The sequence below is a fragment of the Streptomyces sp. NPDC007872 genome, from assembly GCF_042868165.1.
In the GTDB taxonomy this organism is placed as follows: domain Bacteria; phylum Actinomycetota; class Actinomycetes; order Streptomycetales; family Streptomycetaceae; genus Streptomyces.
In genome coordinates this window covers 1,135,099-1,160,363 of sequence record NZ_JBIAEA010000001.1, presented here as the reverse complement: position 1 = coordinate 1,160,363, position 25,265 = coordinate 1,135,099, and the positions used below count along the sequence as shown (strand labels likewise).

At 72.8% G+C, this 25,265-nt stretch carries 25 protein-coding genes; 2 read left to right on the top strand and 23 right to left on the bottom strand.

The window, feature by feature from the left end; translation table 11 throughout:
• The first annotated feature begins 139 nt into the window (after positions 1 to 139).
• Positions 140 to 607, top strand: a complete 468-nt coding sequence (locus tag ACFYNX_RS04790; RefSeq protein WP_388657604.1) for a murein hydrolase activator EnvC family protein — start codon at positions 140 to 142, stop codon at positions 605 to 607.
• 70 nt (positions 608 to 677) lie between these two features.
• Here the strand turns inward: ACFYNX_RS04790 and ACFYNX_RS04785 are convergent, their stop codons facing one another.
• From ACFYNX_RS04785 to ACFYNX_RS04705, 17 genes are all read right to left on the bottom strand, one after another.
• Positions 678 to 1,244 (bottom strand): TetR/AcrR family transcriptional regulator, encoded by a 567-nt coding sequence (locus tag ACFYNX_RS04785; protein WP_388657851.1) that lies wholly within the window; start codon positions 1,242 to 1,244, stop codon positions 678 to 680.
• Positions 1,245 to 1,297: 53 nt separating this feature from the next.
• On the bottom strand, positions 1,298 to 2,134 hold the full coding sequence (whiG, locus tag ACFYNX_RS04780; RefSeq protein WP_365546399.1) for an RNA polymerase sigma factor WhiG: 837 nt from the start codon (positions 2,132 to 2,134) through the stop codon (positions 1,298 to 1,300).
• A 245-nt stretch (positions 2,135 to 2,379) separates the two neighbouring features.
• Positions 2,380 to 3,747, bottom strand: coding sequence for a DNA-processing protein DprA (gene dprA / locus ACFYNX_RS04775; protein ID WP_388657601.1), 1,368 nt, complete (start codon positions 3,745 to 3,747; stop codon positions 2,380 to 2,382).
• Complete coding sequence (locus ACFYNX_RS04770; protein WP_388657599.1) at positions 3,744 to 5,357, bottom strand: YifB family Mg chelatase-like AAA ATPase; 1,614 nt, start codon at positions 5,355 to 5,357, stop codon at positions 3,744 to 3,746. Before ACFYNX_RS04770 ends, dprA begins: the two co-directional genes overlap by 4 nt.
• Positions 5,357 to 5,758: a YraN family protein gene (locus ACFYNX_RS04765; protein WP_365546407.1), complete on the bottom strand. Its 402-nt coding sequence runs from the start codon at positions 5,756 to 5,758 to the stop codon at positions 5,357 to 5,359. Before ACFYNX_RS04765 ends, ACFYNX_RS04770 begins: the two co-directional genes overlap by 1 nt.
• A 226-nt stretch (positions 5,759 to 5,984) precedes the next feature.
• Complete coding sequence (locus ACFYNX_RS04760; protein ID WP_005311352.1) at positions 5,985 to 6,293, bottom strand: DUF2469 domain-containing protein; 309 nt, start codon at positions 6,291 to 6,293, stop codon at positions 5,985 to 5,987.
• A gap of 56 nt (positions 6,294 to 6,349) precedes the next feature.
• On the bottom strand, positions 6,350 to 6,964 hold the full coding sequence (locus ACFYNX_RS04755; protein WP_388657848.1) for an NUDIX hydrolase: 615 nt from the start codon (positions 6,962 to 6,964) through the stop codon (positions 6,350 to 6,352).
• A 23-nt stretch (positions 6,965 to 6,987) separates the two neighbouring features.
• Complete coding sequence (gene lepB / locus ACFYNX_RS04750; protein WP_388657596.1) at positions 6,988 to 7,752, bottom strand: signal peptidase I; 765 nt, start codon at positions 7,750 to 7,752, stop codon at positions 6,988 to 6,990.
• A gap of 53 nt (positions 7,753 to 7,805) precedes the next feature.
• On the bottom strand, positions 7,806 to 8,726 hold the full coding sequence (lepB, locus tag ACFYNX_RS04745; RefSeq protein WP_388657845.1) for a signal peptidase I: 921 nt from the start codon (positions 8,724 to 8,726) through the stop codon (positions 7,806 to 7,808).
• Positions 8,695 to 9,678: a signal peptidase I gene (gene lepB, locus ACFYNX_RS04740; RefSeq protein ID WP_365546411.1), complete on the bottom strand. Its 984-nt coding sequence runs from the start codon at positions 9,676 to 9,678 to the stop codon at positions 8,695 to 8,697. The genes lepB (ACFYNX_RS04745) and lepB (ACFYNX_RS04740) overlap by 32 nt, the downstream gene beginning before the upstream one ends.
• Positions 9,671 to 10,579 (bottom strand): signal peptidase I, encoded by a 909-nt coding sequence (gene lepB, locus ACFYNX_RS04735; protein WP_388657593.1) that lies wholly within the window; start codon positions 10,577 to 10,579, stop codon positions 9,671 to 9,673. The genes lepB (ACFYNX_RS04740) and lepB (ACFYNX_RS04735) overlap by 8 nt, the downstream gene beginning before the upstream one ends.
• A gap of 69 nt (positions 10,580 to 10,648) precedes the next feature.
• Positions 10,649 to 10,999, bottom strand: a complete 351-nt coding sequence (gene rplS, locus ACFYNX_RS04730; RefSeq protein ID WP_030223083.1) for a 50S ribosomal protein L19 — start codon at positions 10,997 to 10,999, stop codon at positions 10,649 to 10,651.
• A 129-nt stretch (positions 11,000 to 11,128) separates the two neighbouring features.
• The gene (gene trmD, locus ACFYNX_RS04725; RefSeq protein WP_365546417.1) at positions 11,129 to 11,950 is read right to left on the bottom strand and encodes a tRNA (guanosine(37)-N1)-methyltransferase TrmD; all 822 of its coding nucleotides are present in this window, start codon (positions 11,948 to 11,950) and stop codon (positions 11,129 to 11,131) included.
• Positions 11,947 to 12,534: a ribosome maturation factor RimM gene (gene rimM, locus ACFYNX_RS04720; RefSeq protein ID WP_388657590.1), complete on the bottom strand. Its 588-nt coding sequence runs from the start codon at positions 12,532 to 12,534 to the stop codon at positions 11,947 to 11,949. The genes trmD and rimM overlap by 4 nt, the downstream gene beginning before the upstream one ends.
• A 108-nt stretch (positions 12,535 to 12,642) precedes the next feature.
• The gene (locus ACFYNX_RS04715) at positions 12,643 to 12,882 is read right to left on the bottom strand and encodes an RNA-binding protein (protein ID WP_020868149.1); all 240 of its coding nucleotides are present in this window, start codon (positions 12,880 to 12,882) and stop codon (positions 12,643 to 12,645) included.
• 2 nt (positions 12,883 to 12,884) lie between these two features.
• Complete coding sequence (gene rpsP / locus ACFYNX_RS04710) at positions 12,885 to 13,328, bottom strand: 30S ribosomal protein S16 (protein ID WP_015036470.1); 444 nt, start codon at positions 13,326 to 13,328, stop codon at positions 12,885 to 12,887.
• A 155-nt stretch (positions 13,329 to 13,483) separates the two neighbouring features.
• The gene (locus ACFYNX_RS04705; RefSeq protein WP_030223094.1) at positions 13,484 to 14,077 is read right to left on the bottom strand and encodes a hypothetical protein; all 594 of its coding nucleotides are present in this window, start codon (positions 14,075 to 14,077) and stop codon (positions 13,484 to 13,486) included.
• Between the two features lie 412 nt (positions 14,078 to 14,489).
• Here ACFYNX_RS04705 and ACFYNX_RS04700 point away from each other — a divergent pair, with 412 nt between their 5' ends.
• Positions 14,490 to 15,221 (top strand): class I SAM-dependent methyltransferase, encoded by a 732-nt coding sequence (locus tag ACFYNX_RS04700; protein WP_388657585.1) that lies wholly within the window; start codon positions 14,490 to 14,492, stop codon positions 15,219 to 15,221.
• 164 nt (positions 15,222 to 15,385) lie between these two features.
• On the opposite strand, the gene ftsH is transcribed toward ACFYNX_RS04700, so the two are convergent.
• From ftsH to ACFYNX_RS04670, 6 genes are all read right to left on the bottom strand, one after another.
• Positions 15,386 to 17,344 carry an ATP-dependent zinc metalloprotease FtsH gene (gene ftsH, locus ACFYNX_RS04695; RefSeq protein WP_388657582.1) on the bottom strand — a complete coding sequence of 653 codons (1,959 nt, stop codon included), beginning with the start codon at positions 17,342 to 17,344 and terminating at the stop codon, positions 15,386 to 15,388.
• Between the two features lie 144 nt (positions 17,345 to 17,488).
• On the bottom strand, positions 17,489 to 19,042 hold the full coding sequence (gene ffh, locus ACFYNX_RS04690) for a signal recognition particle protein (protein ID WP_125665213.1): 1,554 nt from the start codon (positions 19,040 to 19,042) through the stop codon (positions 17,489 to 17,491).
• A gap of 113 nt (positions 19,043 to 19,155) precedes the next feature.
• Positions 19,156 to 21,636, bottom strand: a complete 2,481-nt coding sequence (locus ACFYNX_RS04685) for a [protein-PII] uridylyltransferase (RefSeq protein ID WP_388657579.1) — start codon at positions 21,634 to 21,636, stop codon at positions 19,156 to 19,158.
• A 21-nt stretch (positions 21,637 to 21,657) separates the two neighbouring features.
• Positions 21,658 to 21,996: a P-II family nitrogen regulator gene (locus ACFYNX_RS04680; protein ID WP_015036464.1), complete on the bottom strand. Its 339-nt coding sequence runs from the start codon at positions 21,994 to 21,996 to the stop codon at positions 21,658 to 21,660.
• Entirely contained in the window at positions 21,993 to 23,342 is a 1,350-nt protein-coding gene (locus tag ACFYNX_RS04675) for an ammonium transporter (protein ID WP_388657576.1), read from the bottom strand. The genes ACFYNX_RS04680 and ACFYNX_RS04675 overlap by 4 nt, the downstream gene beginning before the upstream one ends.
• A gap of 364 nt (positions 23,343 to 23,706) precedes the next feature.
• On the bottom strand, positions 23,707 to 25,182 hold the full coding sequence (locus ACFYNX_RS04670) for a hypothetical protein (RefSeq protein WP_365546436.1): 1,476 nt from the start codon (positions 25,180 to 25,182) through the stop codon (positions 23,707 to 23,709).
• Positions 25,183 to 25,265: the final 83 nt, after the last annotated feature.

The following is a 25,265-nucleotide window of genomic DNA, read 5'->3' as shown; positions in this document are numbered from 1 at the left end:
GACCCGGTGACCCGAGTCGCCATAGGAAGTGTACGGGACCCCGGGGGCAGCGGGTGACGGCGCTGTCCACAACCGGTGAGTAGTCCACAGAAACCGCCCGCGAACCGCACGGACCGGACGGCCGGGGGAACCTCTCCCCATGCACTTCACGACGACCTGGCTCACGACCCTGCTCCTGGCCCTCGGCTCCTTCTGGCCGGTGGGCGGCCCACCGCCGCCCGAGATCGTCCGCGGCTGGCAGCCCCCGCCGGGCCCGTACGCGGCGGGCCACCGCGGCGTCGACCTCGCCGCACCACCGGGCACCCCGGTCCTGGCCCCGGTGGCGGGCACGGTCACCTTCGCGGGCCCGGTCGGCGGCCGGGGCGTCCTCACCCTGACCCTCCCGGGCACGGGCACTCCCCCGCTGCGCACGACCTTCTCCCCGGTGACCCCCCTGGTCCCGGCCGGCACCACCGTCCCTGCGGGCACCACGATCGCCCGCGTCACCCCCGGCACCCACTGCCCGGAAACCTGCCTCCACTGGGGCCTCCGCAGGGGCGACCACTACCTGAACCCCCTGCTCCTGACGAGACGGGGGCCGTCACGGCTACTGCCGCTGGGGGGCTGAGAAACGACGGGGAGGGGGCGGGGGGAGGGGGCGGGGGGGAGGGGAGCCCCCTGATGTTTTCTTCGGGCGGTCAGGCCGGGGAGCCGTTGACGCCGTGGAGGGCCATCGTGACCGCCGCGTCGGTGATCTCCGCGGGGTCCTCGGCCGCGCCGAGTTCGAGGCGGTGGACGGCGGCGTCGACGACGCCCTGGAGGAGCATGGCGGCCAGGCGGGGGCGGGGCTGCCCCAGGGCGGCGAGCGCTTCGACGACCATGGTGACGAGGCCACCGTGGGCCGCGCGGATCTTCTCGCGGGCGCCGTCGTCCAGCTCGCCGGCGGAGATGGCGACGACCGCGCGGTGACGCCGGTCCCCGACCAGCTCCAGTTGCTTGCGGACGTACGCCTCGACCTTGTCCTGGGGCGTCTCCGCGTCGGCCATGGCCAGCTCGACCTCGGCGGCCCAGACCGGGAAGTCGACGGCGCACAGCTCCTCGACGACGGCGGCGCGCGATCGGAAGTACTCGTAGACCGACGAGCGGGCGAGGCCCGTGCGCTCGGCGAGTGCGGGGAAGGTCAGTGCCTCCGTCCCGCCCTCGGACAACAGGGAACGCGCGGCGTCCAGCAGGGCGCCGCGCTGCATCGTCCGGTGCTCGGCCACGGAGGCCGCTCGAATCCTGGGCACGGCTCCACTGTACGACCGGACCGCGCCGCTCAGCGTCCGACGTCGGCCAGCTTGGCGCGGAGCTGGAGGACGGACTTGGTGTGGATCTGGCTGACGCGGCTCTCGGTGACGCCCAGGACGTGGCCGATCTCGGCGAGCGTGAGGCCCTCGTAGTAGTAGAGGGTGACGACCGTCTTCTCGCGTTCGGGGAGCGTGTTGATGGCGCGGGCGAGCAGCCGGCGCAGCTCGCGGTCCTCGGCGATCTCGACGGGGTTGTCGGCGGCCGTGTCCTCCAGCGTGTCCATCAGGGAGAGCCGGTCCCCGCCCTCGCCGCCGACGTGCAGCAGCTCCTCCAGGGCGACCACGTTGGCCAGGGACAACTGGCTGAAGACCGCGTGCAGTTCCTCCAGCGTGATGTCCATCTCCGCGGCGACCTCGCCCTCGGAGGGAGTGCGGCGGAGCTGGGCCTCCAGGGTGGCGTAGGCGCGTTCGACGTTGCGCGCCTTCTGCCGGACGGAGCGCGGGATCCAGTCGAGGGCGCGGAGTTCGTCGATCATCGCGCCGCGGATGCGGGTGATGGCGTACGTCTCGAACTTGATGGCGCGCTCGACGTCGAACTTCTCGATGGCGTCGATGAGGCCGAAGACGCCGGATGAGACGAAGTCGGCCTGTTCCACGTTGGACGGCAGCCCGACGCTGACCCGTCCCGCGACGTACTTGACGAGGGGCGAGTAGTGCAGGATCAGTTGCTCCCGCAGCCGCTCGTCGCCCGTGTCCTTGTACGACCGCCACAGTTCGTCGAGGGAGGTCGGTGCGGGCGGTCGCACGGTGCTCCTGGCCGCTGGGGGCACCGCAGCGCGGTCAGACCCGGAGGTGTGCTGGGGCATGCGTCGCCTTGAGCCGTTCTGCTGTCGGGTGTGTCGGTGTGGGCGTGGGTGTCGTGGAGGGAATCCCGGTGAGCGTAGCGTGAGTGCGCCGTCGCGGTGAGCGAACATCGGTGGATCGCGCCGCTCCGGGTGGACCCCGTCGGTCACGTCTTCGAACCGGGGCCGTGGCGCGGGTCGGCCCCTCGGAGGCGGTCGAGGGAACTCGATTGTTCATCGGCTTCACCTTTTCACCCGAATGCTCCAGGTCAAGTACCGCCTCGCCGCACGTTCGACGCCTGTGCGGTGCCGTTCGTCAACTGCCAGCCCGCTCCGTACCGTTCGACGAAGCCGAGGGAGTGGAGTTCGTACAGCTTGGCGAGGGTCTCGTCGGGGTGGGTCCCGGCGCGCCGGGCGATGACGGTGGTGGGGGTGGGGCCGCGGGCGGGGACGGCCTCCAGAACGTGCGCCGTGGCGGGGGCGAGGAGGTCGCGCGGAAGGACGGGTCCCCGGCGCGCCGGGGCGAGCTGCCCCATGTCCCCGACGAGTTCCACGATCTCCTCGGCGTCGGTGACGAGGGTGGCATCGCCGCGCAGGAGTTCGTGGACGCCCGCCGAGAGCGCGCTGGTGGCCGGCCCGGGCACGCCCATGGTGTGGCGGCCGAGCCGCGCGGCGGCGCGGGCGGTGGAGAGGGAGCCGCTGCGGTGCTGCGCCTCGACGACGACGGTTCCGCGGGTGAGGGCGGCGATGACGCGGTTGCGGAGGATGAAACGGCTGGGGGTGGGGTGGCTCCCGGGCGGCAACTCCCCCGCGACCAGGCCCTGTTCGGTGATGCGCCGGATGAGCCGGTCGTGGCCGCGGGGATAGGGGACGTCGACGCCGCAGGCGAGGACGGCGACGGTGGCGCCGTCGGCGGCGAGGGCTCCCCGGTGGGCGGCGGCGTCGATGCCGTAGGCGGCTCCCGAGACGACGACCCAGCCCTTTCCCGCGAGGCCGGTGGCGAGGTCGGTGGCGATGTGGGCGCCGTAGGGGGTGCAGGCGCGGGCGCCCACCAGGGCGACGGAGCGCAGGGCCCAGGTACGCAGGTCGGCGGGGCCCCGGAGCCAGAGGCCGATGGGGCGGGCGTCTCCGAGGTCGTCGAGCTGCCGGGGCCATTCGATGTCGCCGGGGATGAGGAAGCGGCCGCCGAGGGCGTGGACGGTGTCGAGGTCGCGGGCGGGTTCGGCGGCGGTGGCGCGCAGTCGCCAGGAGGCGACGCGTCTGTGACCGGTGCCGGGGAAGGGGCCCCTGCCGGGAGGGGCGGCGTCGTCGGGGCGAGTGACGGCGTCACGACGGGTGTCGTCGTCGGATCGGGTGTCATCGGATCGGATGTCGTCGAGGCGAATGCCGTGGGAGCGGGTGTCGTCGAGACGGCCGTCGTCGGGGTGCAGGAGTCGTTCGAGGAAGCCGGTGGCTCCGTACCGGCGGATCCAGCGGCCGGCGTGTTCGTCGCCGGGTTCGACGGTGCGGGTGAGGGCGGCGCGGGCGAGCCGTTCGGCCGTGGCGGAGGCGGAGGCCGAGGAAGCAGTGGAGGCGGCGGAGGCCGAGGCCGAGGAAGCAGTGGAGGGAGTGGGGGGAGTGGGAGCGCCGGGGATCATGCGCGGTCCCCCGTTCCGACGGGCACGCCGCGGGCGACGCCGGTGCGCATCTCCAGGGCGAGGGCGACGTCACGGTGGTCAGGCCGGTCGTGTCCGGCCAGGTCGGCGACGGTCCAGGCGACGCGCAGGACGCGGTCGAGGCCGCGGGCGGTGAGCAGTCCGCGTTCGATGTCGCGTTCGGCCTCGGCGAGGGCTCCGGGCGCTGCGTGGTACCGGGTGCGGAGCTCGTGGCCGGGGATCTCGCTGTTGACCCTCCAGGGAGTGTCGGCGAGCCGGGCGGCGGCCCGGGCGCGGGCCTCGCGGACGCGCTCGGCGACGACGGCGGTGGTCTCTCCCCTGCCGCCCTGTCCGAGGAGGTCGGCGCGGGTGACGGGCTCGGCCTCGACGCGCAGGTCGACCCGGTCGAGCAGGGGCCCGGAGAGGCGCGCCTGGTAGCGGCGGACGAGCGCGGGCGGGCATTCGCAGCCGGCGCCGTACAGCGTGTGCCGGCCGCAGGGGCAGGGGTTGGCGGCGAGGGCGAGGAGGAAACGGGCGGGGAGGCGGACGACGCCGGCGGCGCGGGCGATGACGACGTGTCCGGATTCGAGGGGCTGGCGGAGCGCGTCCAGTGCCTTGCCCGAGAATTCGGGGGCTTCGTCGAGGAAGAGGATGCCGCGGTGGGCGAGGGAGACCGCGCCGGGCCTCGGGAGGCCGTTCCCGCCGCCGACGAGGGACTGCATGGTGGCGGAGTGGTGGGGCGCGCAGTAGGGGGCGCGGCGGACGAGGGGTTCGCCGGGCGGGAGGATGCCGGCGACGGAGTGGACGGCGGTGACCTCCAGGGACTCCTGTCGGGTGAGGGGCGGGAGGATGCCGGGGAGGCGCTCGGCCAGCATGGTCTTCCCCGCTCCGGGCGGTCCCGAGAGCAGGAGGTGGTGGCTGCCGGCGGCGGCGATCTCCAGGGCGCGGCGGGCGCGGCGCTGACCGGCGACGTCGGCGAGGTCGGGCCCTTCGGCGGGGTCGGCGGCGAGGCCGGTGCCGATGCCGGCTCCGGGGACGAGGAGCCCGGCGAGCATGGCGTCGGGCCGTCCCTCCTCGGTGGGTTCCTCGTCGGGGACGGGTTCGTCCGTGAGGACGGCGATCAATTGGCGGAGGCTGCGGACGCCGAGGACGGAGACCCCGGGGACGAGCGAGGCCTCGCCCGCGGTCTGCTCGGGGACGACGACCTGCCGGTATCCGGCGTCGGCGGCGGCGAGGACGGCGGGCAGGATGCCGCGGACGGGGCGGACGCGTCCGTCGAGTCCGAGTTCGCCGATGAGGACGAGGTCGGCGATGGTGCGCGGGTCGATCCGCTCGGCGGCGCCGAGTACGGCGGCGGCGACGGCCAAATCGAAACCGCTGCCCCCTTTCGGGACGGACGCCGGGCTGAGGCCGACGGTGAGTTTCTTCTGGGGCCATTCGCCGCCGGAATTGACGACGGCGGCGCGGACGCGGTCGCGGCTCTCGGTGAGGCTCTTGTCGGGGAGGCCGACGAGGGCGAAGGCGGCAACGCCGGGTTCGAGGTCGGCCTGTACTTCGACGACGACGCCCTCGACGCCGACGAGGGCGACGGAGCAGGTGCGGGCGAATCCCATCAGGCCACCCCCTGGGCGTGGGTGAGGACGGGGGCGCCGCGGCGGGGCAGGACGATGCCGACGAGGTCGATGCGGACGCCTCCGGCGGGGGCCGGAGTGCCGCTGCGGTCGAGCCAGCAGTCGGCGAGGCGGCGGAGCCGGGCGGCCTTGCGGGGCGTGACGGCGGCCATCGGGTGCTCGTAGGCGCCGTGGCGCCGGGTCTTGACCTCGCAGATGACGAGGGTGTCGCCGTCGCGGGCGACGATGTCGATCTCGCCCGCCCGGCCGCAGCGCCAGTTGCGGGCGAGGATGTGCATGCCGGTCGCGGTGAGCCGGCGGGTCGCCAGCTCCTCCCCGTACCGTCCGAGCGCGCGGGTGGCGCCGGTCCTGTCCGTCGTGCCGGTCGTGTCGGTCGTGTTCATACGGACCACCTCCGTCACCGACTGTGACGGGTTGGGGCGTTCCGTGTGCGAGGCTGTGGATGACCGAGGTGCTGTGGAGAACCCCCTCACCCGCGGGGGTGATCGTCCGGCGGCTCCCCTGCCGCCGAACCCGACTGCCGCCAGACCCGACTGCTACCGGACCCGACTGCCGCCAGACCCGACTGCCGCCGAGCTCGATTACTACCGGGCTCGACTACCGCCGGCCTCAGCTACCGGGAAGTTCGAGGTCGCTCTTGTTGAGCTCCTCGATGTTCACGTCCTTGAACGTGAGGACACGGACCTGCTTGACGAACCTGGCCGGCCTGTACATGTCCCAGACCCAGGCGTCGGCCATGCTGACCTCGAAGAAGACCTCGCCCTGCACCGAGTGCACCTGCATCTCGTAGTCATTGGTGAGGTAGAAGCGTCGCTCGGTCTCGATCACGTATTTGAACAGGCCGACGACGTCGCGGTACTCCCGGTAGAGCTTCAGCTCCATCTCGGTCTCGTACTTCTCGAGGTCCTCGGCGCTCATGGCATGTTCCCCTTCAGCCGTGCGTCCCCCCATTGTGCGCCAGCCGTACGCGTCCCCTAGACGATTTCCGGGGCGAGGACGACCGGTGCACGCGGAGGCCCCTCGTCGAGCAGCGTGCGCAGCAGCTCGGCGAGCCTGGTCGGGTACACCGTCTCACGGGCGGCCGACAGTTCGGCGGAGGTCCACCATCTCAGGCCCGAGAGACTGCGGGTCTCCAGCTCCGTGAGGGCCCGCGGCCCGGGTGCGGCTCCGGCCCGGCGGGTGCGGGCGAGGTAGTACCACTCGTCCTGGTCCCAGCGCCGTCCGGCGAAGGGGAAGGAGCAGTGCCGGGTCCAGAGGACGGGGCCGAGGTCGACGTCGGTGATGCCGGTCTCCTCCGCGAGTTCGCGCAGCGCCGCCGCTTCCCGGGTCTCGTCGCCCTCCAGTCCCCCGCCGGGGGTGAACCACCAGGAGAGGCCGGGGTCCTCGGGCTCGTGGCCGTGCAGCAGCAGGACGCGGTCCTCCGGATCGAGCAGGACCACCCGCGCGACCTTCCGGACCACGGGCGCCGGACCCGGCACGAACTCCTCCGCGCCCACCGCGGGCTCCCCCGCACCAGGCACAGTCTCCCCCGCACCCACCACGAACTCCCCCGTACCCGTACCCGTCCTCGTCCTCGTCTCCGCCTCCATCTCCGTCTCCCGCACAGGCTCCGTCATACCCCCGCCCCCTCCCGGGCCCCGGTCCCCCGGGCGCCCGGTCGTCGGTTCAGGAGCCGCGCCACCGGCCCGTACGCGGCCCCCACGAAGACCAGGGCGCCGCCGGCCACGATCACCGTGAGGAGGGTCGTGAACGGCCCCGGCCGCGAGACGCCGCCCGGAAGGCCCGCGAAGCCCGTGGGGCGGTCCAGGAGGCCCTTGGCGGGCCAGACGACGGCGTCGACCCTGGCGACGACCGTGGAGCGGGGCACCGAGCCGTGTCCGGCCTCTTCGAGGTGGGTGCGGGAGTCGAGGGAGGTGTGCCGGTCGTCGCCGAGGAGGAAGAGGCTGTCCTCGGGGACGGTCACGGAGAACTCCTGGCCGGAGGCGATCGTAAGGCCGCCCATTCCGGGCCTGAGGTACGGCTCGTCGACGGCCCGGCCGTTGACGGTGAGCCGCCCCTGCGCGTCGCAGCAGGCTACGGTGTCGCCGCCGACGGCCACGACCCGCTTGACCATGGGCGAGGAGCTCCAGAGGGGGTCGTTGAAGACGACGACGTCGCCGCGCTTCACCTCGGCCCCGTCGATGCGCTCGGCGAGCACGCGCGAGTTCACGTCGAGGGTGGGGGTCATGGAGTCGGTGGGGACGGTGAACGGCCGGTAGAGCACGGCGCCCCAGACGAACCCTCCGAGGAAGAGCACACAGCCGACGGCCACGGTCAGCCCCGACAGCACGCTGCCGAGGCGGCCGCGGCCGCCCTTGGTCCGTATGGTTCCGCTCATGTGCACCCCAGAGGTCTGTCGACGGTCCGGGACGGCACACTACCCGCGGGTCGTTACCCGGCGGTATGCCGCGCGAGCTGCTTCTTCCGGCGCCACAGCACCAGCGGGAGCGCTCCGGCGACGCTCGCCGCGCCCAGGGGGGCGGCGGCCACCGCCTTGTTCAGGGCCGGGTTGTCGAAGATGCCGGGCACGGGGAGCGTGGCCCAGCGGGTGACCGGCCAGGCGACGACGACGGCGCGGCCCACGACCAGGTCGTTGGCGACGGTGCCGCCGCCCGGGAGCTCCTGGTGGAAGCGGGAGTCCAGGGAGTTCTGCCGGTTGTCGCCCATGACCCAGATGCGGCCCTCGGGGACCTTGATCGGGCCGAAGGAGTCCTGGCAGGGCACGGAGCCGGGGTAGAGGTACGAGGTCTCGTCGAGCGCCACCCCGTTGAGGACGACCTTGCCGCCCTCCTTGCAGGAGACGGTGTCGCCGCCGACCGCGATGACGCGCTTGATGAGGTCCTTCTCCTCGGCGGACGGCATGAGGCCGATGAAGCTGAGGAACTTCTGGACGACGTTCGGCTTGGGCGTCTCGGCGGTCTCCAGCCAGCCGCCCGGGTCGTGGAAGACGACGACCTCGCCGCGCTCGGGCTCGGAGCCGAACCACGGCGTCAGCTTGTCGACGAGCACCCGGTCGCCCTTCTTGAGGGTGTTCATCATCGATTCCGAGGGAATCGAGAACGCCTGCACCAGGAAGGTCTTGATCAGCAGTGCGAGCACCAGCGCGATGCCGACGAGGAGCGGCAGTTCCTTCCAGAAGGAACGCTGCTTCTTCGGGGCCCTGCCGGACCCGCCCGTCTCGTCGTCGCGCGGCGCGCCGTCGCCGTGCGACACCTCGTCATCCGTCACGTTGCCACCCGTCACGTCGTCGGCCCTGGCCTCGTCGGCCCTCTTCTCGGGCTCATCGTGTCCGGATCGTGCGCCGACGGCCACATCCCCCACATCCACTCCTCAGTCCGTGCGAACGCCTGCCCCGGAACAGGGACAGGCCCACCACTCCCATAACGAGCAGAAGTTCCGCAGGGGTCGGGAGCCCGGGCAATCCGTTCAGATTCCGCGAGGACACACTATGCGACGGACCGAGCGCCTCACCGGAGCCCGCACGGGCGTCCGGGACTCCGGCGAAGGTGCCCCGTTCCTCCAGGCCCCGCCAGTGGCCGACGGGCCAGACGATCGCCACGGCACGCCCCACGACCTGCTCCTCCGCGACCGTGCCGTGGTCCTCCTCGTCGAGGTGGAAGCGGGAGTCGGCCGAGTCGGAGCGGTGGTCGCCGAGGACGAAGATCCGGCCCTCGGGGACCTTCACCTCGAAGGGGATGGTGGACGGCGGGTTCCCCGGGTGGAGGTACGGCTCGTTCAGGGGTACGCCGTTGACGGTGAGCCGCCCGTCCGCGTCGCAGCAGCGGACGGTGTCGCCGCCGACGGCCACGACCCGCTTGATGAGGTCCCGTTCGTCGGCCGAGGGCAGCAGCCCGATGAAGGTCAGCGCCTGCTTGGCCTGTTTGACGCCGACGGGGTCGTCGGAGGGGGGCACGGGGTCCTCGTGGAGCCAGCCGCCGGGGTCCTTGAAGACGACGACGTCGCCGCGCTCCGGGTGGGAGCCGAACCAGGGGGTGAGCTTGTCGACGACCACCCGGTCGCTGATCCGGATCGTCTGCTCCATGGAGCCGGAGGGGATGACGAACGCCTGGACGAGGAAGGTCTTGAGGACGAGGGCGATGAGCACGGCGACCGTGATCAGGATCGGGATCTCCCGGATCGCGGAGCGCTGCCGGCGCCGCTTGACCTTGCGGGCGAGCTTGCGCCGTTCGGCGCGTCCGGGCCGGGCGGAGCCGCGTTCGGGGGCGTGACCGGCCCCGCCGGCCGGGCGGCCCCGGCTACCCACGGGTCCCCGCCCCGCCGCCCGCGGGCCCCGTTGGGTGTCCGCCGGGGGGTGGCGCCGGTACAGCGTCGAAGCCGTCCGTGCCCGCCACGCCGGTCCAGCGGCCGAAGGGCCAGGCGATCCAGTCGGCGCGTCCGACGACCTTGTCGACGGGGACCATGCCTCCGCCGGGGCTGCCCAGGTGGTCCCGGGAGTCGCTGGACTGGCTGCGGTGGTCGCCCATGACCCAGAGCCGGTCCGGGGGGACGACGATGTCGAAGGGCACGCCGGAGGGCGGGTCCCCGGGCATCAGGTACCGCTCCACGACGGTGACGCCGTTGACGGTGAGCCGGCCGTCCCGGTCGCAGCAGACGACCCGGTCGCCGCCGGTGCCGACGACCCGCTTCACGAAGTCGGTCTCGGCGGGCTCCGCGAGTCCGAGGGCGGCCGCCGCGTCGCGCAGCAGGCCGGTGACGGGGTCGCCCTCGGGCTCCTCCCGTACGAAGGAGCCGGTGCCGTCGAAGACGACGACGTCACCGCGGCGCGGCTCGTCGCCGAAGCGGTACGTCAGTTTGTTCACCAGGATCCGGTCGCCGACCCGGAGCGTCGGTTCCATGGAGCGGCTGGGGATGAGGAACGGCTGCACCACGAAGTGGCTCAGGAGCAGCAGGAAGGCCACGCAGGCGCCGCCCACGAGGGCCGTGCGCCGCCAGGAGGACACGATGCCGGCGTCCTCGGTGCCACCGGAGCCGGGGCCAGTGCCGGGGCCGGGGTCGGAACCGGAACCGGGACCGGGGCCGGAACCGGAGCCCTCCGGACCCCCGGAAACGCGCGCGGAGCGCGGCCCTTCCCCCGTACCGGAGTCCCTGTCGGGATCCGTGTCGGAAGAGGGGCCGCGCTCCGTGTGCTGTGCTTCGGTGTCCATCGCCGGGCAAGCCTATCCGGCTTGCCCGTGCGGGGAGTCGGAAGCGTGGTGCGTGCCGGGAGCCGGGGCTCAGCGGTCGCGCTTCTCCTTGATCTTGGCGGCCTTGCCGCGCAGCTCGCGGAGGTAGTAGAGCTTGGCGCGACGGACGTCACCGCGGGTCACGAGCTCGATCTTCTCGAAGATCGGGCTGTTGACCGGGAAGGTGCGCTCGACGCCGACGGAGAACGAGACCTTGCGGACCGTGAAGGTCTCGCTGACGCCCGAGCCCTGGCGGCGGATGACGACGCCCTTGAACTGCTGGATGCGGGAGCGGTTGCCCTCGATGACGCGGACGTGCACGTTGACGGTGTCGCCCGGGCGGAAGGCGGGGAGGTCGGAGCGGAGCGAAGCCGCGTTGACCTGGTCGAGCAGGGAGGCCATGGAGGTCTCTTTCCTCGCTGATGCCACAGGTCATCAGCGGTACGTTCGAAGGTGATGTCAGAGGCCGTCCGCTCCTGGCGGCGTCGTTCCCCCTGTGGCAGGGGCGCGCGCCGGACGGACGACAGCGGCCTATTCTTCCACGCCCTCGACCCTGCGCCAAAATCGGCCGCCGGGCTCGGGGGCCCACCCCATCATGGAGAGGATCTCCCGGTCCTTCTTGTCGAAGGCGGCCGGGTCACAGCGTTCGATGAGGTCGGGCCGGTGGGCGGCGGTGCGGCGGAAGGCCTCGTCGCGCCGCCAGCGGGCGATCTTCCCGTGGTGGCCGCTGAGGAGGACGTCGGGGATGCCCCGGCCGCGCCACTCGGGGGGCTTGGTGTAGACGGGACCCTCCAGGAGGTTGGCCATGGCCCCGGGGGCGAAGGAGTCGTCCCGGTGGGACTCGGCGTTGCCGAGGACGCCGGGCAGGAGCCGGGCGACGGCCTCGGTGACGACGAGGACGGCGGCCTCCCCGCCGGCCAGGACGTAGTCGCCGATGGAGACCTCGTAGACCGGCATCCGGGTCGCGTACTCGTCCGTGACGCGGCGGTCGATGCCCTCGTAGCGGGCCGGGGTGAAGATCAGCCAGGGCCGCTCGGAGAGTTCGACGGCCAGTTCCTGGGTGAAGGGCCGGCCGCTGGGGGTGGGGACGACGAGGACGGGACCGTGGGCGCCGCCCTCGTACCCGTCGGCGAGCGTCTGGTCGAGCGCGTCGCCCCAGGGCCCGGTCTTCATGACCATGCCGGGGCCGCCGCCGTACGGGGTGTCGTCGACCGTGTTGTGCCGGTCGTGGGTCCACGCGCGCAGGTCGTGGACGTGGACGTCGAGCTGTCCGCGCGCGCGTGCCTTGCCGACGAGGGAGACGTTCAGCGGTTCGAGGTACTCGGGGAAGATCGTGACGACGTCGAGCCTCATGCCCGCTCCTCGCCGGAACCGGAACCGGAACCGGACTCGTCCTCGGACTCCTCGCGGGAGGAGGCGATCTCGGCGCGGTCGTCGATCAGGCCGGGCGGCGGGTCGATCACGGCCCGCTGCTCCTCCAGGTCGATCTCGGTGACGATCTCCCCGACGAAGGGGATCATCAGCTCGGTGCCGTCGGGGCGTTCGACGATGAAGAGGTCCTGGGACGGCAGGTGGGAGATCTCGGTGATGCGCCCGATCTCGGTGCCGTCGGCGAGGACGACGTCGAGGTCCATGAGCTGGTGGTCGTAGTACTCGTCCTCCTCCTCGGGCATCTCCGTGGGGTCGACCTCGGCGATGAGGAGGGTGTTGCGCAGGGCCTCGGCGGCGTTGCGGTCGCGGACGCCCTCGAAGCGGAGCAACAGGCGGCCGCTGTGCACGCGGCCGGTCTCGATGGTCAGCGGCCCGGTGGAGGCCGGGTCGGTGAGCAGGACGGCGCCGGGGCCGAGCCTGAGCTCGGGCTCGTCCGTGCGCACCTCGACGGTGACCTCGCCCTTGATGCCGTGGGCGCGCCCGATCCGCGCGACTACCAACTGCACTGCTTCACTCTCTCCTGTCACACAGCTCGTACGACAACGGGCCGGGGCGGGCTCGTAAGCCCTCCCCGGCCCGTGCCGGCACAACTCAAGGTGATGCTGCCGAACTTCTCAGCGGACCTGGTCCACGTCGACGAGGTCGACCCGGATCCCACGGCCGCCGATGGCCCCCACGACGGTGCGCAGCGCACGCGCGGTGCGGCCGTTGCGGCCGATCACCTTGCCGAGGTCGTCGGGGTGGACCCGGACCTCCAGCACGCGGCCCCGGCGCAGGTTGCGCGAGGCGACCTGCACCTCGTCGGGGTTGTCGACGATGCCCTTCACGAGGTGCTCGAGAGCCTCCTCGAGCATGATCAGGCCTCGGTCGACTCGGTGGACGCGGCCTCGGCCTCGTCCGCCTTCTTGTCGGCCTTCTTGGCCTTCGGGGTGATGGCCTCACCCTTGTCGTCGCCGCCCTCGAGGGTCTTCGCGAACTCGTCGAACGAGGCGCGCTTCGCCTCCTTGGTCGCCGGGACGAGCAGAGCCTTCTCGGGGGCCGGGAGGCCCTTGTGCTTCTGCCAGTCGCCGGTGAGCTTCAGGATGGCGAGGACCGGCTCGGTCGGCTGGGCGCCGACGGACAGCCAGTACTGCGCACGCTCGGAGTCGACCTCGATACGCGACGGGTTGTACGTCGGGTGGTAGAGGCCGATCTCCTCGATCGCGCGACCGTCACGGCGGGTGCGGGAGTCGGCGACGACGATGCGGTAGTGCGGCTGGCGGATCTTGCCGAGGCGCTTGAGCTTGATCTTGACTGCCACTGGAGTGGTGTCTCCTGGTCTATGACGTGGTTGGGCACTTGAGATGCCACGTGGGGTTGCGGTACTCGGATGCCCGATGGACGCGTCAGCCGGAGGAGAGAGGGGTCCTGTGCGACTGTCGAGTACAGCTAGCCATTGTGCCACACGCCGCGGGGTCAGTTGGCGGCGCCCACCGTCTCCGGGATGCGGAAGGGCTTGCCGCAGCCGCCGCAGACGATCGGGGCCTGGGCCAGCACCGACGGGACCACGCGCACGTTGCGCCCGCAGTCGCAGACGGCCTTGACGCGCACGCCGCCGCCCGAGGAACCGTGCCGGGCGGCCGGTCCGCGGAAGGAGCGCTTGGTGTCGGCGGCCGTGGCGACCGTGTGGGCCTTGAGGGCGCGCTGGAGCCGCTCGATGGTGGGGCGGTAGCGCCGCCTGGCCTCGGCGTTGAGCGTGACCAGGGAGAAGCCGCTGCTGGCGTGCGGCTCCTCGGGGTGGTCGAGGCCCATCTCCTCGGCGATCGCGAGGAAGCGGCGGTTGTGGTAGCGGCCGGCGCGGGAGGTGTCCCGGACACCTCTGGCGGCGGCGATGCCGTGGACTGCCTCGTGGAGGAGTCGTTCGAAGGAGAGTTCGGCGCCGCAGGCGGACGAGGACTCTCCGATGAGGGATTCGGGCGCGGCAAGGTCGGGCAGCTCGGGGTGGTGCCGCTGAATGTCGGCCCACGCCTGTGCCAGCTCTGCGGCGAGAACAGGTGGTGTCGTGCTCACGTCGGGTACAACGAGCCGGAACGCCCCCGGGTTCCATTCCGGGGCATCCCAAATATTTTGCACGTACCAGTCAGTTGCCGTTGATGCGTCCCGACGAGGGCCAGTGCGCCGATCTGCGGAGAAGCCGCGCAGGGGGCCGCAAGCCCGTACGTAGCGGCGCATACGCCCCGGCGCGCAGTCCGACCGCGTACGCCCCCGTGCTCCGGGGGATCCGAGCGCGTGCACCCCTCCCGCGAGGGGGCCCGGAACGGGCGCGAAGTGTTGCGGGGACATTACCGGGTCGGCGCACGCGGGCGCACACCGCCCCTCCCTCGGACGAATCGGTCCGCTCCGACCACTGGACGCGGCACCGGATGCGCAGTTCCCTGACTACGGGGGGCTGTCGTCCGAGCACTGATTGGGGCGCTTATCCATGACACCTACGCTCGTCCCGCACCACCCCGCGCGCGACTGGGCCGAGATCCAGGAACGGATGCTCGTCCCCCTCTACGAGGCGGTGTACGACCGCCTCGGCGTGGGCGGGAACTCCCGGGTCCTCGGCCTGGGCTGCGGCTCGGGCCTGGCCCTCCTCATGGCGGCCGCGCGGGGCGCCCGGGTGGCCGGCGCGGACCGGGACCACGCGCGCGTGGAGCTGGCCAGGGAGCGGCTCCCGGAGGACGTGGCCGTCACCGACGAGCCGCCGGAGTGCGCCCCGTACGACGTGGTCACCGCCTTCCACGCGACGGACGCCCTGCTCCCGGAGCTCGCGGCGGTCACCCGTACGGCCCAACCGGGCACGACCGTCGTCCTCGCCGGCTGGGGGCCCCCGGAGCGGTGCGCCACGGAGCCGGTCCTGCGGCTCGCGGCCCGGCTCGCCGACCGCCGCCCGGCGGCGGGGCTCGGGCCCGACCCGGACGCGCTCGCGGCCTCGGCGGGACTGCGGCCGGTCGGCTCGGGCCGGGTGGCCTGCCCCTTCGGGTACGCGGACGGGGCCAGCGCGGTGCGGGGCCTCCTGTCGACGGGCGCCTTCGACGAGGCGGTCCGGGCCACCGACCCCTCGCAGGTGGAGAAGGAGATCGAGGAGGCGCTCGCCCCGTACGTCCGCCCGGACGGGACGGTGTGGATGCCGAACGTCTTCCGGTACGTACTCACCCGCACGCCCTGAGACCCGTACGCCCTGAGACCCGTACGCGCCCCTGCCGTCACGCCCTGGGACCCGCGCGCCCCTGCCGTCACGCTCTGAGGCCCGTACACGCCCCTGCCGCCGCGCCCCGGGACCCGTACGCGCCTCTCCCGTCACGCCCCGGAGCCCGCGCGCGCCCCGCCCCGTCACGCCCCCGGCCGCTCCGGGTTCGGGCCCACGCCCGGCTCGGGGCCCGGGGCCGGGCGGGTGATGCCCGCCGCACGGTAGGCCGCGTCCTCCTCCAGGGTCTCGTTCGCCAGGAGGGCCTCGGCCAGGGCGTCCAGCCTGTCGCGGTGGTCGCCGAGCTGCCGCAGGGCGATCTCGTAGCACTCGTCGACGATCCGCCGCATCTCCCGGTCGACGGTGTCGAGGGTCGCGGGGGCCGCCGACAGGCCGTACGCCTGCTGGGCGTCGCTCGGGATGGCGGTGAGGCGGCCGACGCGCTCGCTCATCCCCCACCGGCCCGCCATGCCCCGGGCGATGGCGGTGACCTGCTCCAGGTCGCTCTCGGCGCCGGTGGTGATCACGCCGAAGACGACCTGCTCGGCCGCCATCCCGCCGAGGGCGCCGACGATCCGGCCGCGCAGGTACTCCTCGGTGTAGGCGTACTTGTCGGCGTCGGGGGTCGACAGGGTCACGCCCAGGGCCCGGCCGCGCGGCACGATGGTGATCTTCCGGACCGGGTCGGCGCCGGGCTGGAGCATGCCGAGCAGGGCGTGGCCGCTCTCGTGGTACGCGGTCCGCCGCCGCTCCTCCTCCGGCATCACCAGCGGCCGCTCCGCGCCGAGCTGGACCTTCTCCAGGGCGTCGGACAGATCGGACTGCGTGACGGCCCTCTGCTCGCGCTTGACCGCGAGGAGCGCGGCCTCGTTGGCGAGGTTGGCGAGCTCGGCGCCGGTCATGCCGGGGGTCGTGCGGGCCACCTGCTCCAGGTCGACGTCCTTGGCGAGCGGGATCTCCCGGGTGTGGATCCGCAGGATGGCCTCGCGGCCGCCCCGGTCCGGCGGGTTGACGTGGACGATCCGGTCGAAGCGGCCGGGCCGGGTGAGGGCGGGGTCGAGGACGTCGGCGCGGTTGGTGGCGGCGAGGACGATGACCCCCTCGGAGCCGGTGAAGCCGTCCATCTCGGTGAGGATCTGGTTGAGGGTCTGCTCGCGCTCGTCGTGGCCGCCCGTCCCGGAGCCGCCGCCCCGGGCCCGGCCGATGGTGTCGATCTCGTCGATGAAGACGATCGCCGGGGCGACCTTGCGGGCCTCGGAGAACAGCTCCCGCACCCGGGAGGCGCCCACGCCCACGATCATCTCGATGAACCCGGAGGCGGAGGCCGAGAAGAACGGCACCCCGGCCTCGCCCGCGACGGCCCGCGCGAGGAGCGTCTTGCCGGTGCCGGGAGGCCCGGCGAGGAGCACGCCGCGGGGCATCTTGGCGCCCATCGCCCGGTAGGCGTCCGGGTTCTTGAGGAAGTCGACGACGTCGTTGAGCTCGCCCTCGACCTCGTCGATGCCGGCGACGTCGGCGAACGTGGTGCGCTTCCCGGTCTCCAGCTCGACCGGCTTGGGGGGCTGCTTGCGGCCCAGCATGCCGCCGGCGCCGCCCATGCCCGCGCTCATCCGGCGGGCGATGAACACCCAGAGCAGGACGAGCAGCAGCATCGGGGCGAGCGAGAGGAGCAGATTGGCCAGGAAGCTGCGCTCCTGGACGACCGGCTCGGCGGTGACGACGACGTTCTGCCTGGTGAGCTGCGCCCACAGGTCGTCGTCGGCGAAGGCGGGCCGCTGGGTGGTGAACTTGGTGTAGTCGCCCTTGCCGTCGGGGACGGGCCGCTTGTCCTTGAGCTGTCCCTGGATCGCGTCGCCCTTGGAGTAGATCTTGGTGACGTTCCCGGCGGCGACCTGCTTGTCGAACTCGGTGTACGAGATCGTCGGGCCGTCGCCGTCGTTGAAGAACGACAGGACGATGTTGGTGATCAGGTACACGACGAGCGCGGTGAGGATCAGTCCGCCCCAGCCGCCCGGCATCCGCTTCTTCGGCGACGGGGGCGGCGGGGCCCCTTCCGAGCGCCAGGGCTGGTCGGTCCGGTCGCGCGGGGGTGCGGGGTCGGCCACGTGACTCTCCTCGGGGCGGCAGTGGCCCCAGTATCGAAGAGCGGGAGGAACCGGGCATCGCGGGCGGTCCGGAGGGATGAAGCGGGACGAGAAGGGGCCCGGGGCGGTTTCCCGCCGCCCCGGGCCCCTTCTCGTACGGGCCGTTCAGCCCATGAACTTCTTGAACTCGTCCGGCAGCTCGAAGTCCTTCGGGCTCTGGCCGCCCGCCGGGAGGCCGAAGGCACCGCCCTGCTGCGCCTGCTCGCGGCGCTCGGCGGCGGCCTGCTCCTCGGCCTTCCGCTTCATCGGGTTGCCGCTCTTGCGCTTGCCCTTGGCCTGCTTGACCTGCTTCTTCTGCCGGCCGGGGCCGCCGCCCATGCCGGGGATGCCGGGCATGCCCGGGAGGCCGCCGCCCTGGGCCATGCGGGACATCATCTTGCGGGCCTCGAAGAACCGCTCGACCAGGCCCTTGACCGCGCTGACCTCGACGCCGGAGCCCTTGGCGATGCGGGCGCGGCGGGAGCCGTTGATGATCGTCGGGTCCTGGCGCTCGCCGGGGGTCATCGACTTGATGATGGCGGCGGTGCGGTCGACGTCCTTCTCGTCGATGTTGTTGATCTGCTCCTTCATCTGGGCCATGCCCGGGAGCATGCCGAGGAGCTTCGAGATGGAGCCCATCTTGCGGACCTGCTCCATCTGGGCCAGGAAGTCGTCGAGCGTGAACTCCTGGCCCTTCTTCGACGCGAGCTTCGAGGCCATCTTGGCGGCCTCTTCCTCGTCGAAGGTCTGCTGGGCCTTCTCGATGAGGGAGAGCATGTCGCCCATGCCGAGGATGCGGGACGCCATGCGGTCCGGGTGGAACGCGTCGAAGTCGTCCAGCTTCTCGCCGTTGGAGGCGAACATGATCTGCTTACCGGTGACGTGCGCGATGGAGAGCGCGGCACCGCCGCGGGCGTCGCCGTCGAGCTTGGAGAGCACGACGCCGTCGAAGCCGACGCCGTCGCGGAAGGCCTCGGCGGTGTTGACCGCGTCCTGGCCGATCATGGCGTCGACGACGAAGAGGATCTCGTCGGGGCTGACGGCGTCGCGGATGTCCGCGGCCTGCTGCATCAGCTCCTGGTCGATGCCGAGGCGGCCGGCGGTGTCGACGATGACGACGTCGTAGAGCTTGGTGCGCGCGTGCTCGATCGAGTCCTTGGCGACCTGGACCGGGTCGCCGACGCCGTTGCCCGGCTGGGGGCCGTAGAAGGCCACGCCCGCGCGGTCGGCGACGACGGAGAGCTGGTTGACGGCGTTGGGGCGCTGGAGGTCGCAGGCGACGAGCAGCGGGGAGTGGCCCTGGCCCTTGAGCCAGAGGCCGAGCTTTCCGGCGAGGGTGGTCTTACCGGCGCCCTGGAGACCGGCGAGCATGATCACGGTGGGCGCGGTCTTGGCGAACCGGAGGCGGCGGGTCTCGCCGCCGAGGATGGAGACCAGCTCGTCGTTGACGATCTTGATGACCTGCTGGCTCGGGTTCAGAGCCTTGGAGACCTCGGCCCCGAGGGACCGCTCCTTGACGTTCCGGATGAACTCGCGCACGACCGGCAGGGCGACGTCGGCCTCGAGGAGGGCGATACGGATCTCCCGGGCCGCGCTGTCGATGTCCTGCTCGGAAAGGCGACCCTTGCCCCGGAGGTTTTTGAAGGTCGCGCTCAGGCGGTCGGAGAGAGTATCGAACACGGCGCTCGTCGGTCCTTGAGGTCGGGGGCGGAGAATCGCCCTCCAGGGTATCCGGCTCGGCAAAGGAATCGTCCCCGCCCGCCGGATCGGACGGGCGGGGACGCGTCCCCGGGTCACCCCAGCGCCGTCTCCAGCGTCCTCGCCAGGTCCACCGCCTCCTCCGGCGGCAGCAGGGAGCCGTCCGGCCGGGTCACGTACAGGGTGTCGACGGCGTTGGCGCCCAGGGTGGAGACGTGCGCGCTCCTGACCCGGACCGCCGCCCCCTCCAGGGCGCGGCCGATCCGGTGCAGGAGACCGGGGGCGTCCTGGGCGCGGACCTCGATGACGGTGGCCAGGCGGGAGTCGGCGGCGGCGACGGTGACCCGGGGCGGCGGGGCGGTGAGGCCCCGCCGCCGGGGGTAGGCGGCCTCGCGTTCGGCGAGCCGGGCGGGGATGTCGAGGGAGCCGTCGAGGGCCCGGACGAGGTCGGCGCGGAGCCGGGCGGCCTCGGGCAGGGAGCCGTACTCGGCGGCGACGCGCCAGTCGAGGACGAGGACGGAGCCGGAGCCGGAGCCGAGGCCGGTGGGGAGGTCGACGGCCCGCAGGTCGGCGGCGCGGACGGTGAGGCGGTGCAGGGCGAGGACGCCGGCGACGGCGGGCAGGACGCCGGGCTGGTCGGGCAGGGCGATGACGAGTTCGACGCCGACGGGCTCGGGAGCGGGTTCGCCGGGGTCGGCCGCGTGCTCGCCGGGACCGGCCGCGTGCTCGTCCCGGGCGTGGAGGGCGAGGACGGGTTCGCCGGTGCGCAGGGCCTCGATGGCGAGGCGTTCCTGTTCGGCGCTGGGGGCGGCAGCCTCGGGGTCGGGCAGGGGTTCGCCGGCGAGGACGCCCGCGACCCGTTTGACCAGGTCGGCGACGAGCGAGGCGCGCCAGGAGGACCAGGCGGCGGGGCCGGTGGCGAGGGCGTCGGCCTCGGTGAGGGCGTGCAGGAGCTCCAGGGTGCCGAGGGTGCCGACGGCGGTGGCGACGGCCTGGACGGTGGCGGGGTCGTCGAGGTCGCGCCGGGTGGCGGTCTCGACGAGGAGCAGGTGGTGGCGGACGGCGGTGGCGACGGTGGCGGTGTCGGTGCGGTCGAAGCCGACGCGGGCGGCGAGGTCGCGGGCGATGGTCTCGCCGGCGACGGAGTGGTCGCCGGGCCAGCCCTTGCCGATGTCGTGGAGGAGGGCGGCGACGAGGAGGAGGTCGGGGCGGCCGACGCGGCGGGTGAGCGAGGCGGCGCGGACGGCGGTCTCGACGAGGTGGCGGTCGACGGTCCAGGTGTGGACGGGATTGCGCTGGGGGCGGCAGCGGACGCGTTCCCAGTCGGGGAGCAGCCGGGTGACGATCCCCTCGGCCTCCAGGGCCTCCCAGACGGGGACGGTGGCCTCGCCGGCGCCGAGGAGGGTGACGAGTTCCTCGCGCGCCTCGGCGGGCCAGGGCACCGGGAGGGGCTTGGCGGTGGCGGCGAGCCGGCGTACGGCGTGCGGGGAGAGCGGCAGGCCGGACTGGGCGGCCGCGGCGGCGGCCCGCAGGGGCAGGACGGGGTCGCGTTCGGGCCGGGCGGTGCGGGCGAGGACGACCTCGCCGTCCATCTCGACCACGCCCTCGGCGAGCGGGGTGCGCTCGACCGGAGGTTTGCCGCCGGAGCGGCCGCCCAGGAGGGACCGGAGCCGGGGGCGGGCCGAGCGGGCCTTGAGGACGCGGTTGACCTCGCGCCAGGTGACGTCGGTGGCGTACGAGATGGTCCGGGCGGCCTCGTACACCTCGCGGAGCAGGGTGTCGGCGTCGAGGAGGCCGAGTTCGGCGGCGACGGCGTCCTGTTCCTGGAGGGCGAGCCGGTCGGTGGCGCGGCCGGTGGTCAGGTGGAGGGCGTCGCGGGTGTCGAGGAGGCGGCGGCGGGCGCGGTCGAGGCCCTCGCGGGGGGCGTCGGCCAGCCAGGAGGCGGCGACGGCGCGGAGGGCCTGGGCGTCGCGCAGTCCGCCGCGGGCCTCCTTGAGGTCGGGTTCGAGGAGGAACTGGAGCTCGCCCATGCGTTCGGCGCGTTCGCGGCAGAGCTCGTCGAGTTCGGGGAGGCGCTTGGGGGCCTGGTTGCGCCAGTCGGCGAGGACGGTGGTGCGCAGGGCGGCGACGAGTCCGGCGTCTCCGGCGAGGGGCCGGGCGTCGAGGAGGCCGAGGTGGACCTTGAGGTCCTCGGCGGCGGTGGTGCGGGCCTCGGCGGGGGTGCGGACCGAGTGGTCGAGGGCGAGGCCGAGGTCCCAGACGGGGTACCAGATCCGGTCGGCGAGGGCGGCGATCGCGGCCTTGTCGGCGGTGCCGTCGTGGAGCAGGAGGATGTCGAGGTCGCTGCGGGGGGAGAGTTCGGAGCGGCCGTAGCCGCCGACGGCGACGAGGGCGGTGCCGCGGGGCGGCGCGGCGGCGGCGAAGAGGCCGGCCAGCCAGTCGTCGGTGAGGCGGGCGAGGGCGGTACGGCGCGGCGGCCCGGACCGCTCCTTCTCGTGGAGGAGGAGCAGCCGGGCCGCCGCGTAACCGCCGGGTCCCGCGTCTTCGTTCTGCGTGCTGACTTCGAGGCTCGTCACCCGGCGGCTCCTCACGTGTTCCTACAGTGCGTCCGGACCGCGCTCGCCGGTGCGGACCCGTACGGCGGTCTCGACCGGCACGCTCCACACCTTGCCGTCTCCGATCTTGCCGGTTCGGGCGGCCTTGACGACGACGTCGATGAGCTGTTCGGCGTCCTCGTCCTCGACGAGGACCTCGATGCGGATCTTGGGGACCAGGTCGACGGTGTACTCGGCGCCCCGGTAGACCTCGGTGTGGCCGCGCTGGCGGCCGTAGCCGCTGGCCTCGGTGACGGTGAGGCCGTGGACGCCGAACGCCTGGAGGGCCTCCTTGATCTCGTCGAGCCGGTGCGGCTTCACGACCGCGGTGATGAGCTTCATGCGTCCACCTTCTTGTTCTGCGTGACGGCCGGGGCGGGGGCGGCGGCGGTGGTGCGGGAGGAGGTGCCGCCGCCGGCGCCGCTGAAGTCGTACGCGGTCTCGGCGTGCTCGACCTGGTCGATGCCGGAGACCTCGTCGTCCTCGGCGACCCGCATCCCGATCGTCTTGTCGACGATCAGGGCGAGGATCGCGGAGGCGATCAGAGAGTAGGCGAGGACCGCGAAGACGCCGACGGCCTGCTTGCCGAGCTGCTCCGGGCCGCCGCCGTAGAAGAGGCCCTTGGCGTCGGACTGGACTCCGCCGGTGGCGAAGAAGCCGACGAGGAGGGAGCCGATGACACCGCCGACGAGGTGGACGCCGACGACGTCGAGGGAGTCGTCGTAGCCGAACTTGTACTTGAGGCCGACGGCCAGGGCGCAGAGGAGGCCGGCGATCGCGCCGACGGCGATGGCGCCGAGGGGGCTGACGGAGCCGCCGGCGGGGGTGATGGCGACGAGGCCGGCGACCGCGCCGGAGGCGGCGCCGAGGGTGGTGAAGGAGCCGTGGCGGATCTTCTCGTACGCGAGCCAGGCGAGCATGGCGGCGGCGGTGGCGACCTGGGTGTTGACGAACATCACGGCGCCGACGCCGTCGTCGTTGCCGAGCCAGGAGCCGGCGTTGAAGCCGAACCAGCCGAACCAGAGGAGCGCGGCGCCGAGCATGACCAGCGGGAGGCTGTGCGGGCGCATCGGGTCCTTCTTGAAGCCGACGCGCTTGCCGATGACGAGGATGACGCCGAGGGCGGCGGCGCCGGCGTTGATGTGGACGGCCGTGCCGCCGGCGAAGTCGATGACGCCCATCTCGAAGAGCCAGCCGCCGGAGCCCCAGACCCAGTGGGCGACGGGGAAGTACACGATCGTGACCCAGAGGGTGATGAAGAGGGCCCAGGCGGTGAACTTGACGCGGTCGGCGAGGGCGCCGCTGATGAGGGCGGGGGTGATGATCGCGAACATCAACTGGAAGACGGCGAAGACGTAGACCGGGATGGTGTAGCCGTCCCACAGTTCGGTGATGCCGATGCCGCTGAGACCGACGTAGTCGGAGGACCAGCCGACGATCGAGCCGACGTCGGTGCCGAAGGCGATGCTGAAGCCGTAGAGCACCCACAGGATCGTGACGATCCCGAGGCTGACGAAGCTCATCATCAGCATGTTGAGGGTGGACTTGACGCGGACCATGCCTCCGTAGAAGAAGGCGAGTCCGGGGGTCATCAGCATGACCAGGGCGGAGCAGATGAGCATGAACCCGGTGTTGGCGGCGGACAGCGCGGGGGCGTCTGCGGCCAGGGTCGTGATGGCTGCTGCCATCGGCGTCTCCTCGTCGTCGGTACGGCCTGTGCGGGGCGGGGCCGGAGAGCGGCCGGCCGTGAGGGATGGCCGGTTATGGGCCAGAGATTCGCGCAGCGCGGTTTCCGGCGGTGCCGCTCGATGTTTCGGAGCCGTGACGAAGGGGTGGGGCGTGTTACGTGACCGTGAACACGCGGGTCACGGGCAGGTAACGGCGTACTCTCCGCCCGTACGGCGCAGGGCGGGCGGCCGGTACGGGCCGGGGGACGCGAACCGGCCGCGTCGGCGTCCGTGTGTCCTTGCGGCGGGGGAGCCGAGTCGGGCAGTACGGGACGTCCGGCGCGGCCGGGGTCCTGGCGGGCGTTCGGGGCCCGGGCGGGAGGGGTCAGACCGCTTCGGCGGCCTCGGGGAGGAGCTGGGCGAGCCGGTCGGTGAGCTGGACGACCTCGGCGACGTCGCCGAAGCCGCGGGCGGCGTGGTCGACGGTCTTGCGGAGCCGGGTGTTGACCCGCTCGGAGCGGATGCTGCGGGCGACGCCGAGGGCCTTCTCGGCGAGGACGACGGACTGCTCGGGCTCGCGCTTGAGGAGGTGGACGGTGGCCAGGCCGATGAGGTTGAGGGCGTAGGACCGCTGGTGGTCGGGGTCCTTCTCGAAGAGCTCGACGGCCCGCTCCATGAGGGGCTCGGCGAGCGAGGCGTACGTCGGGGAGCGTCCGGCGACGTAGGCGAGGTCGCGGTAGGAGTGGGAGTTCTCGCCGTTGAGCTCGGCCTCGGAGAAGAACCTGATCCAGTCGGGCTCGGGCTCGCCCTCGAGTCCGGCGTCGGCGAAGGTGTCCTCGGCCATCCGGACGGCCCGCTTGCACTTGGAGGGCTGGCCCATGTTGGCGTAGGCGCGGGCCTCCATCGCATACAGCATGGCCTGGGTGCGGGCGGTGGCGCAGTCGCGGCTGCCGTACTGGGCGAGGTGGATGAGTTCGAGGGCGTCGTCGGGCCGGCCGAGGTGGATCATCTGGCGGCTCATGGACGACAGGATGTACGAGCCGAGGGGCTTGTCCCCGGCCTCCTTGGCGGCGTGCAGGGCGAGCACGAAGTACTTCTGGGCGGTGGGCTGGAGGCCGACGTCGTAGCTCATCCAGCCGGCGAGCTCGGCGAGTTCGGCGGCGCAGGTGAAGAGGCGCTTGGAGACGTCGAGGGGCTGGGCCTCCTGGAGGAGGTCGGTGACCTCGTGGAGCTGTCCGACGACGGCCTTGCGGCGCAGTCCGCCGCCGCACTGGGCGTCCCACGTGCGGAACATGGCGGTGGTGGACTCCAGGAGGTTGAGCTCGGCCTCGGAGAGCCGGTGCGGACGGCGGGCGTCGGCGGAGGGGGCGGGGCGCTCGACGTCGCCGGCCGGGGTGGGGACGAGCCAGCGCTGCATCGGTTCGATGAGGGCGGGTCCCGCGGCGAGGGAGAGGGAGGAGCCGAGGAAGCCCCGGCGGGCGAGCATGAGGTCGCTGCGGGAGAACTCGCTGAGCAGGGCGACGGTCTGGGGACCGGCCCAGGGGAGGTCGACCCCGGAGACGGAGGGCGACTGGTGGGCGGCGCGCAGGCCGAGGTCCTCGACGGCGACGACGGATCCGAAGCGCTCGGAGAAGAGCTCGGAGAGGATCCGCGGGATGGGCTCGCGGGGCTGCTCGCCGTCGAGCCAGCGGCGCACGCGCGAGGTGTCGGTGGAGATGTGGTGCGCGCCCATCTGCCGTGCCCTGCGGTTCACCTGGCGCGCCAGCTCGCCCTTGGACCAGCCGCTGCGCACGAACCACGAGCCCAACTGCTCGTTCGGGCGCTTGCCGGCAGTCGTACCGTCTGCGCCGTTGCCGCCCACTGGAACGCCCCCATCCACCTGATTGCCTGTCGTGCGAACCCCTACCAGGATGCCGTCTCTCGCGGCCCCCGTCCGGCGTTCCC

Coding starts and splice junctions, on each gene's coding strand:
- ACFYNX_RS04715 (WP_020868149.1), bottom strand. CDS start 12,882: ATGCTCGAGGAGGCTCTCGAGCACCTCGTGAAGGGCATCGTCGACAAC.
- ACFYNX_RS04790 (WP_388657604.1), top strand. CDS start 140: ATGCACTTCACGACGACCTGGCTCACGACCCTGCTCCTGGCCCTCGGC.
- ACFYNX_RS04700 (WP_388657585.1), top strand. CDS start 14,490: ATGACACCTACGCTCGTCCCGCACCACCCCGCGCGCGACTGGGCCGAG.
- ACFYNX_RS04765 (WP_365546407.1), bottom strand. CDS start 5,758: ATGAACACGACCGACACGACCGGCACGACGGACAGGACCGGCGCCACC.
- ACFYNX_RS04680 (WP_015036464.1), bottom strand. CDS start 21,996: ATGAAGCTCATCACCGCGGTCGTGAAGCCGCACCGGCTCGACGAGATC.
- ACFYNX_RS04770 (WP_388657599.1), bottom strand. CDS start 5,357: ATGGGATTCGCCCGCACCTGCTCCGTCGCCCTCGTCGGCGTCGAGGGC.
- rplS (WP_030223083.1), bottom strand. CDS start 10,999: ATGGCCTCCCTGCTCGACCAGGTCAACGCGGCTTCGCTCCGCTCCGAC.
- ACFYNX_RS04760 (WP_005311352.1), bottom strand. CDS start 6,293: ATGAGCGCCGAGGACCTCGAGAAGTACGAGACCGAGATGGAGCTGAAG.
- ACFYNX_RS04755 (WP_388657848.1), bottom strand. CDS start 6,964: ATGGAGGCGGAGACGAGGACGAGGACGGGTACGGGTACGGGGGAGTTC.
- dprA (WP_388657601.1), bottom strand. CDS start 3,747: ATGATCCCCGGCGCTCCCACTCCCCCCACTCCCTCCACTGCTTCCTCG.
- lepB (WP_388657593.1), bottom strand. CDS start 10,579: ATGGACACCGAAGCACAGCACACGGAGCGCGGCCCCTCTTCCGACACG.
- trmD (WP_365546417.1), bottom strand. CDS start 11,950: ATGAGGCTCGACGTCGTCACGATCTTCCCCGAGTACCTCGAACCGCTG.
- ACFYNX_RS04675 (WP_388657576.1), bottom strand. CDS start 23,342: ATGGCAGCAGCCATCACGACCCTGGCCGCAGACGCCCCCGCGCTGTCC.
- lepB (WP_388657596.1), bottom strand. CDS start 7,752: ATGAGCGGAACCATACGGACCAAGGGCGGCCGCGGCCGCCTCGGCAGC.
- whiG (WP_365546399.1), bottom strand. CDS start 2,134: ATGCCCCAGCACACCTCCGGGTCTGACCGCGCTGCGGTGCCCCCAGCG.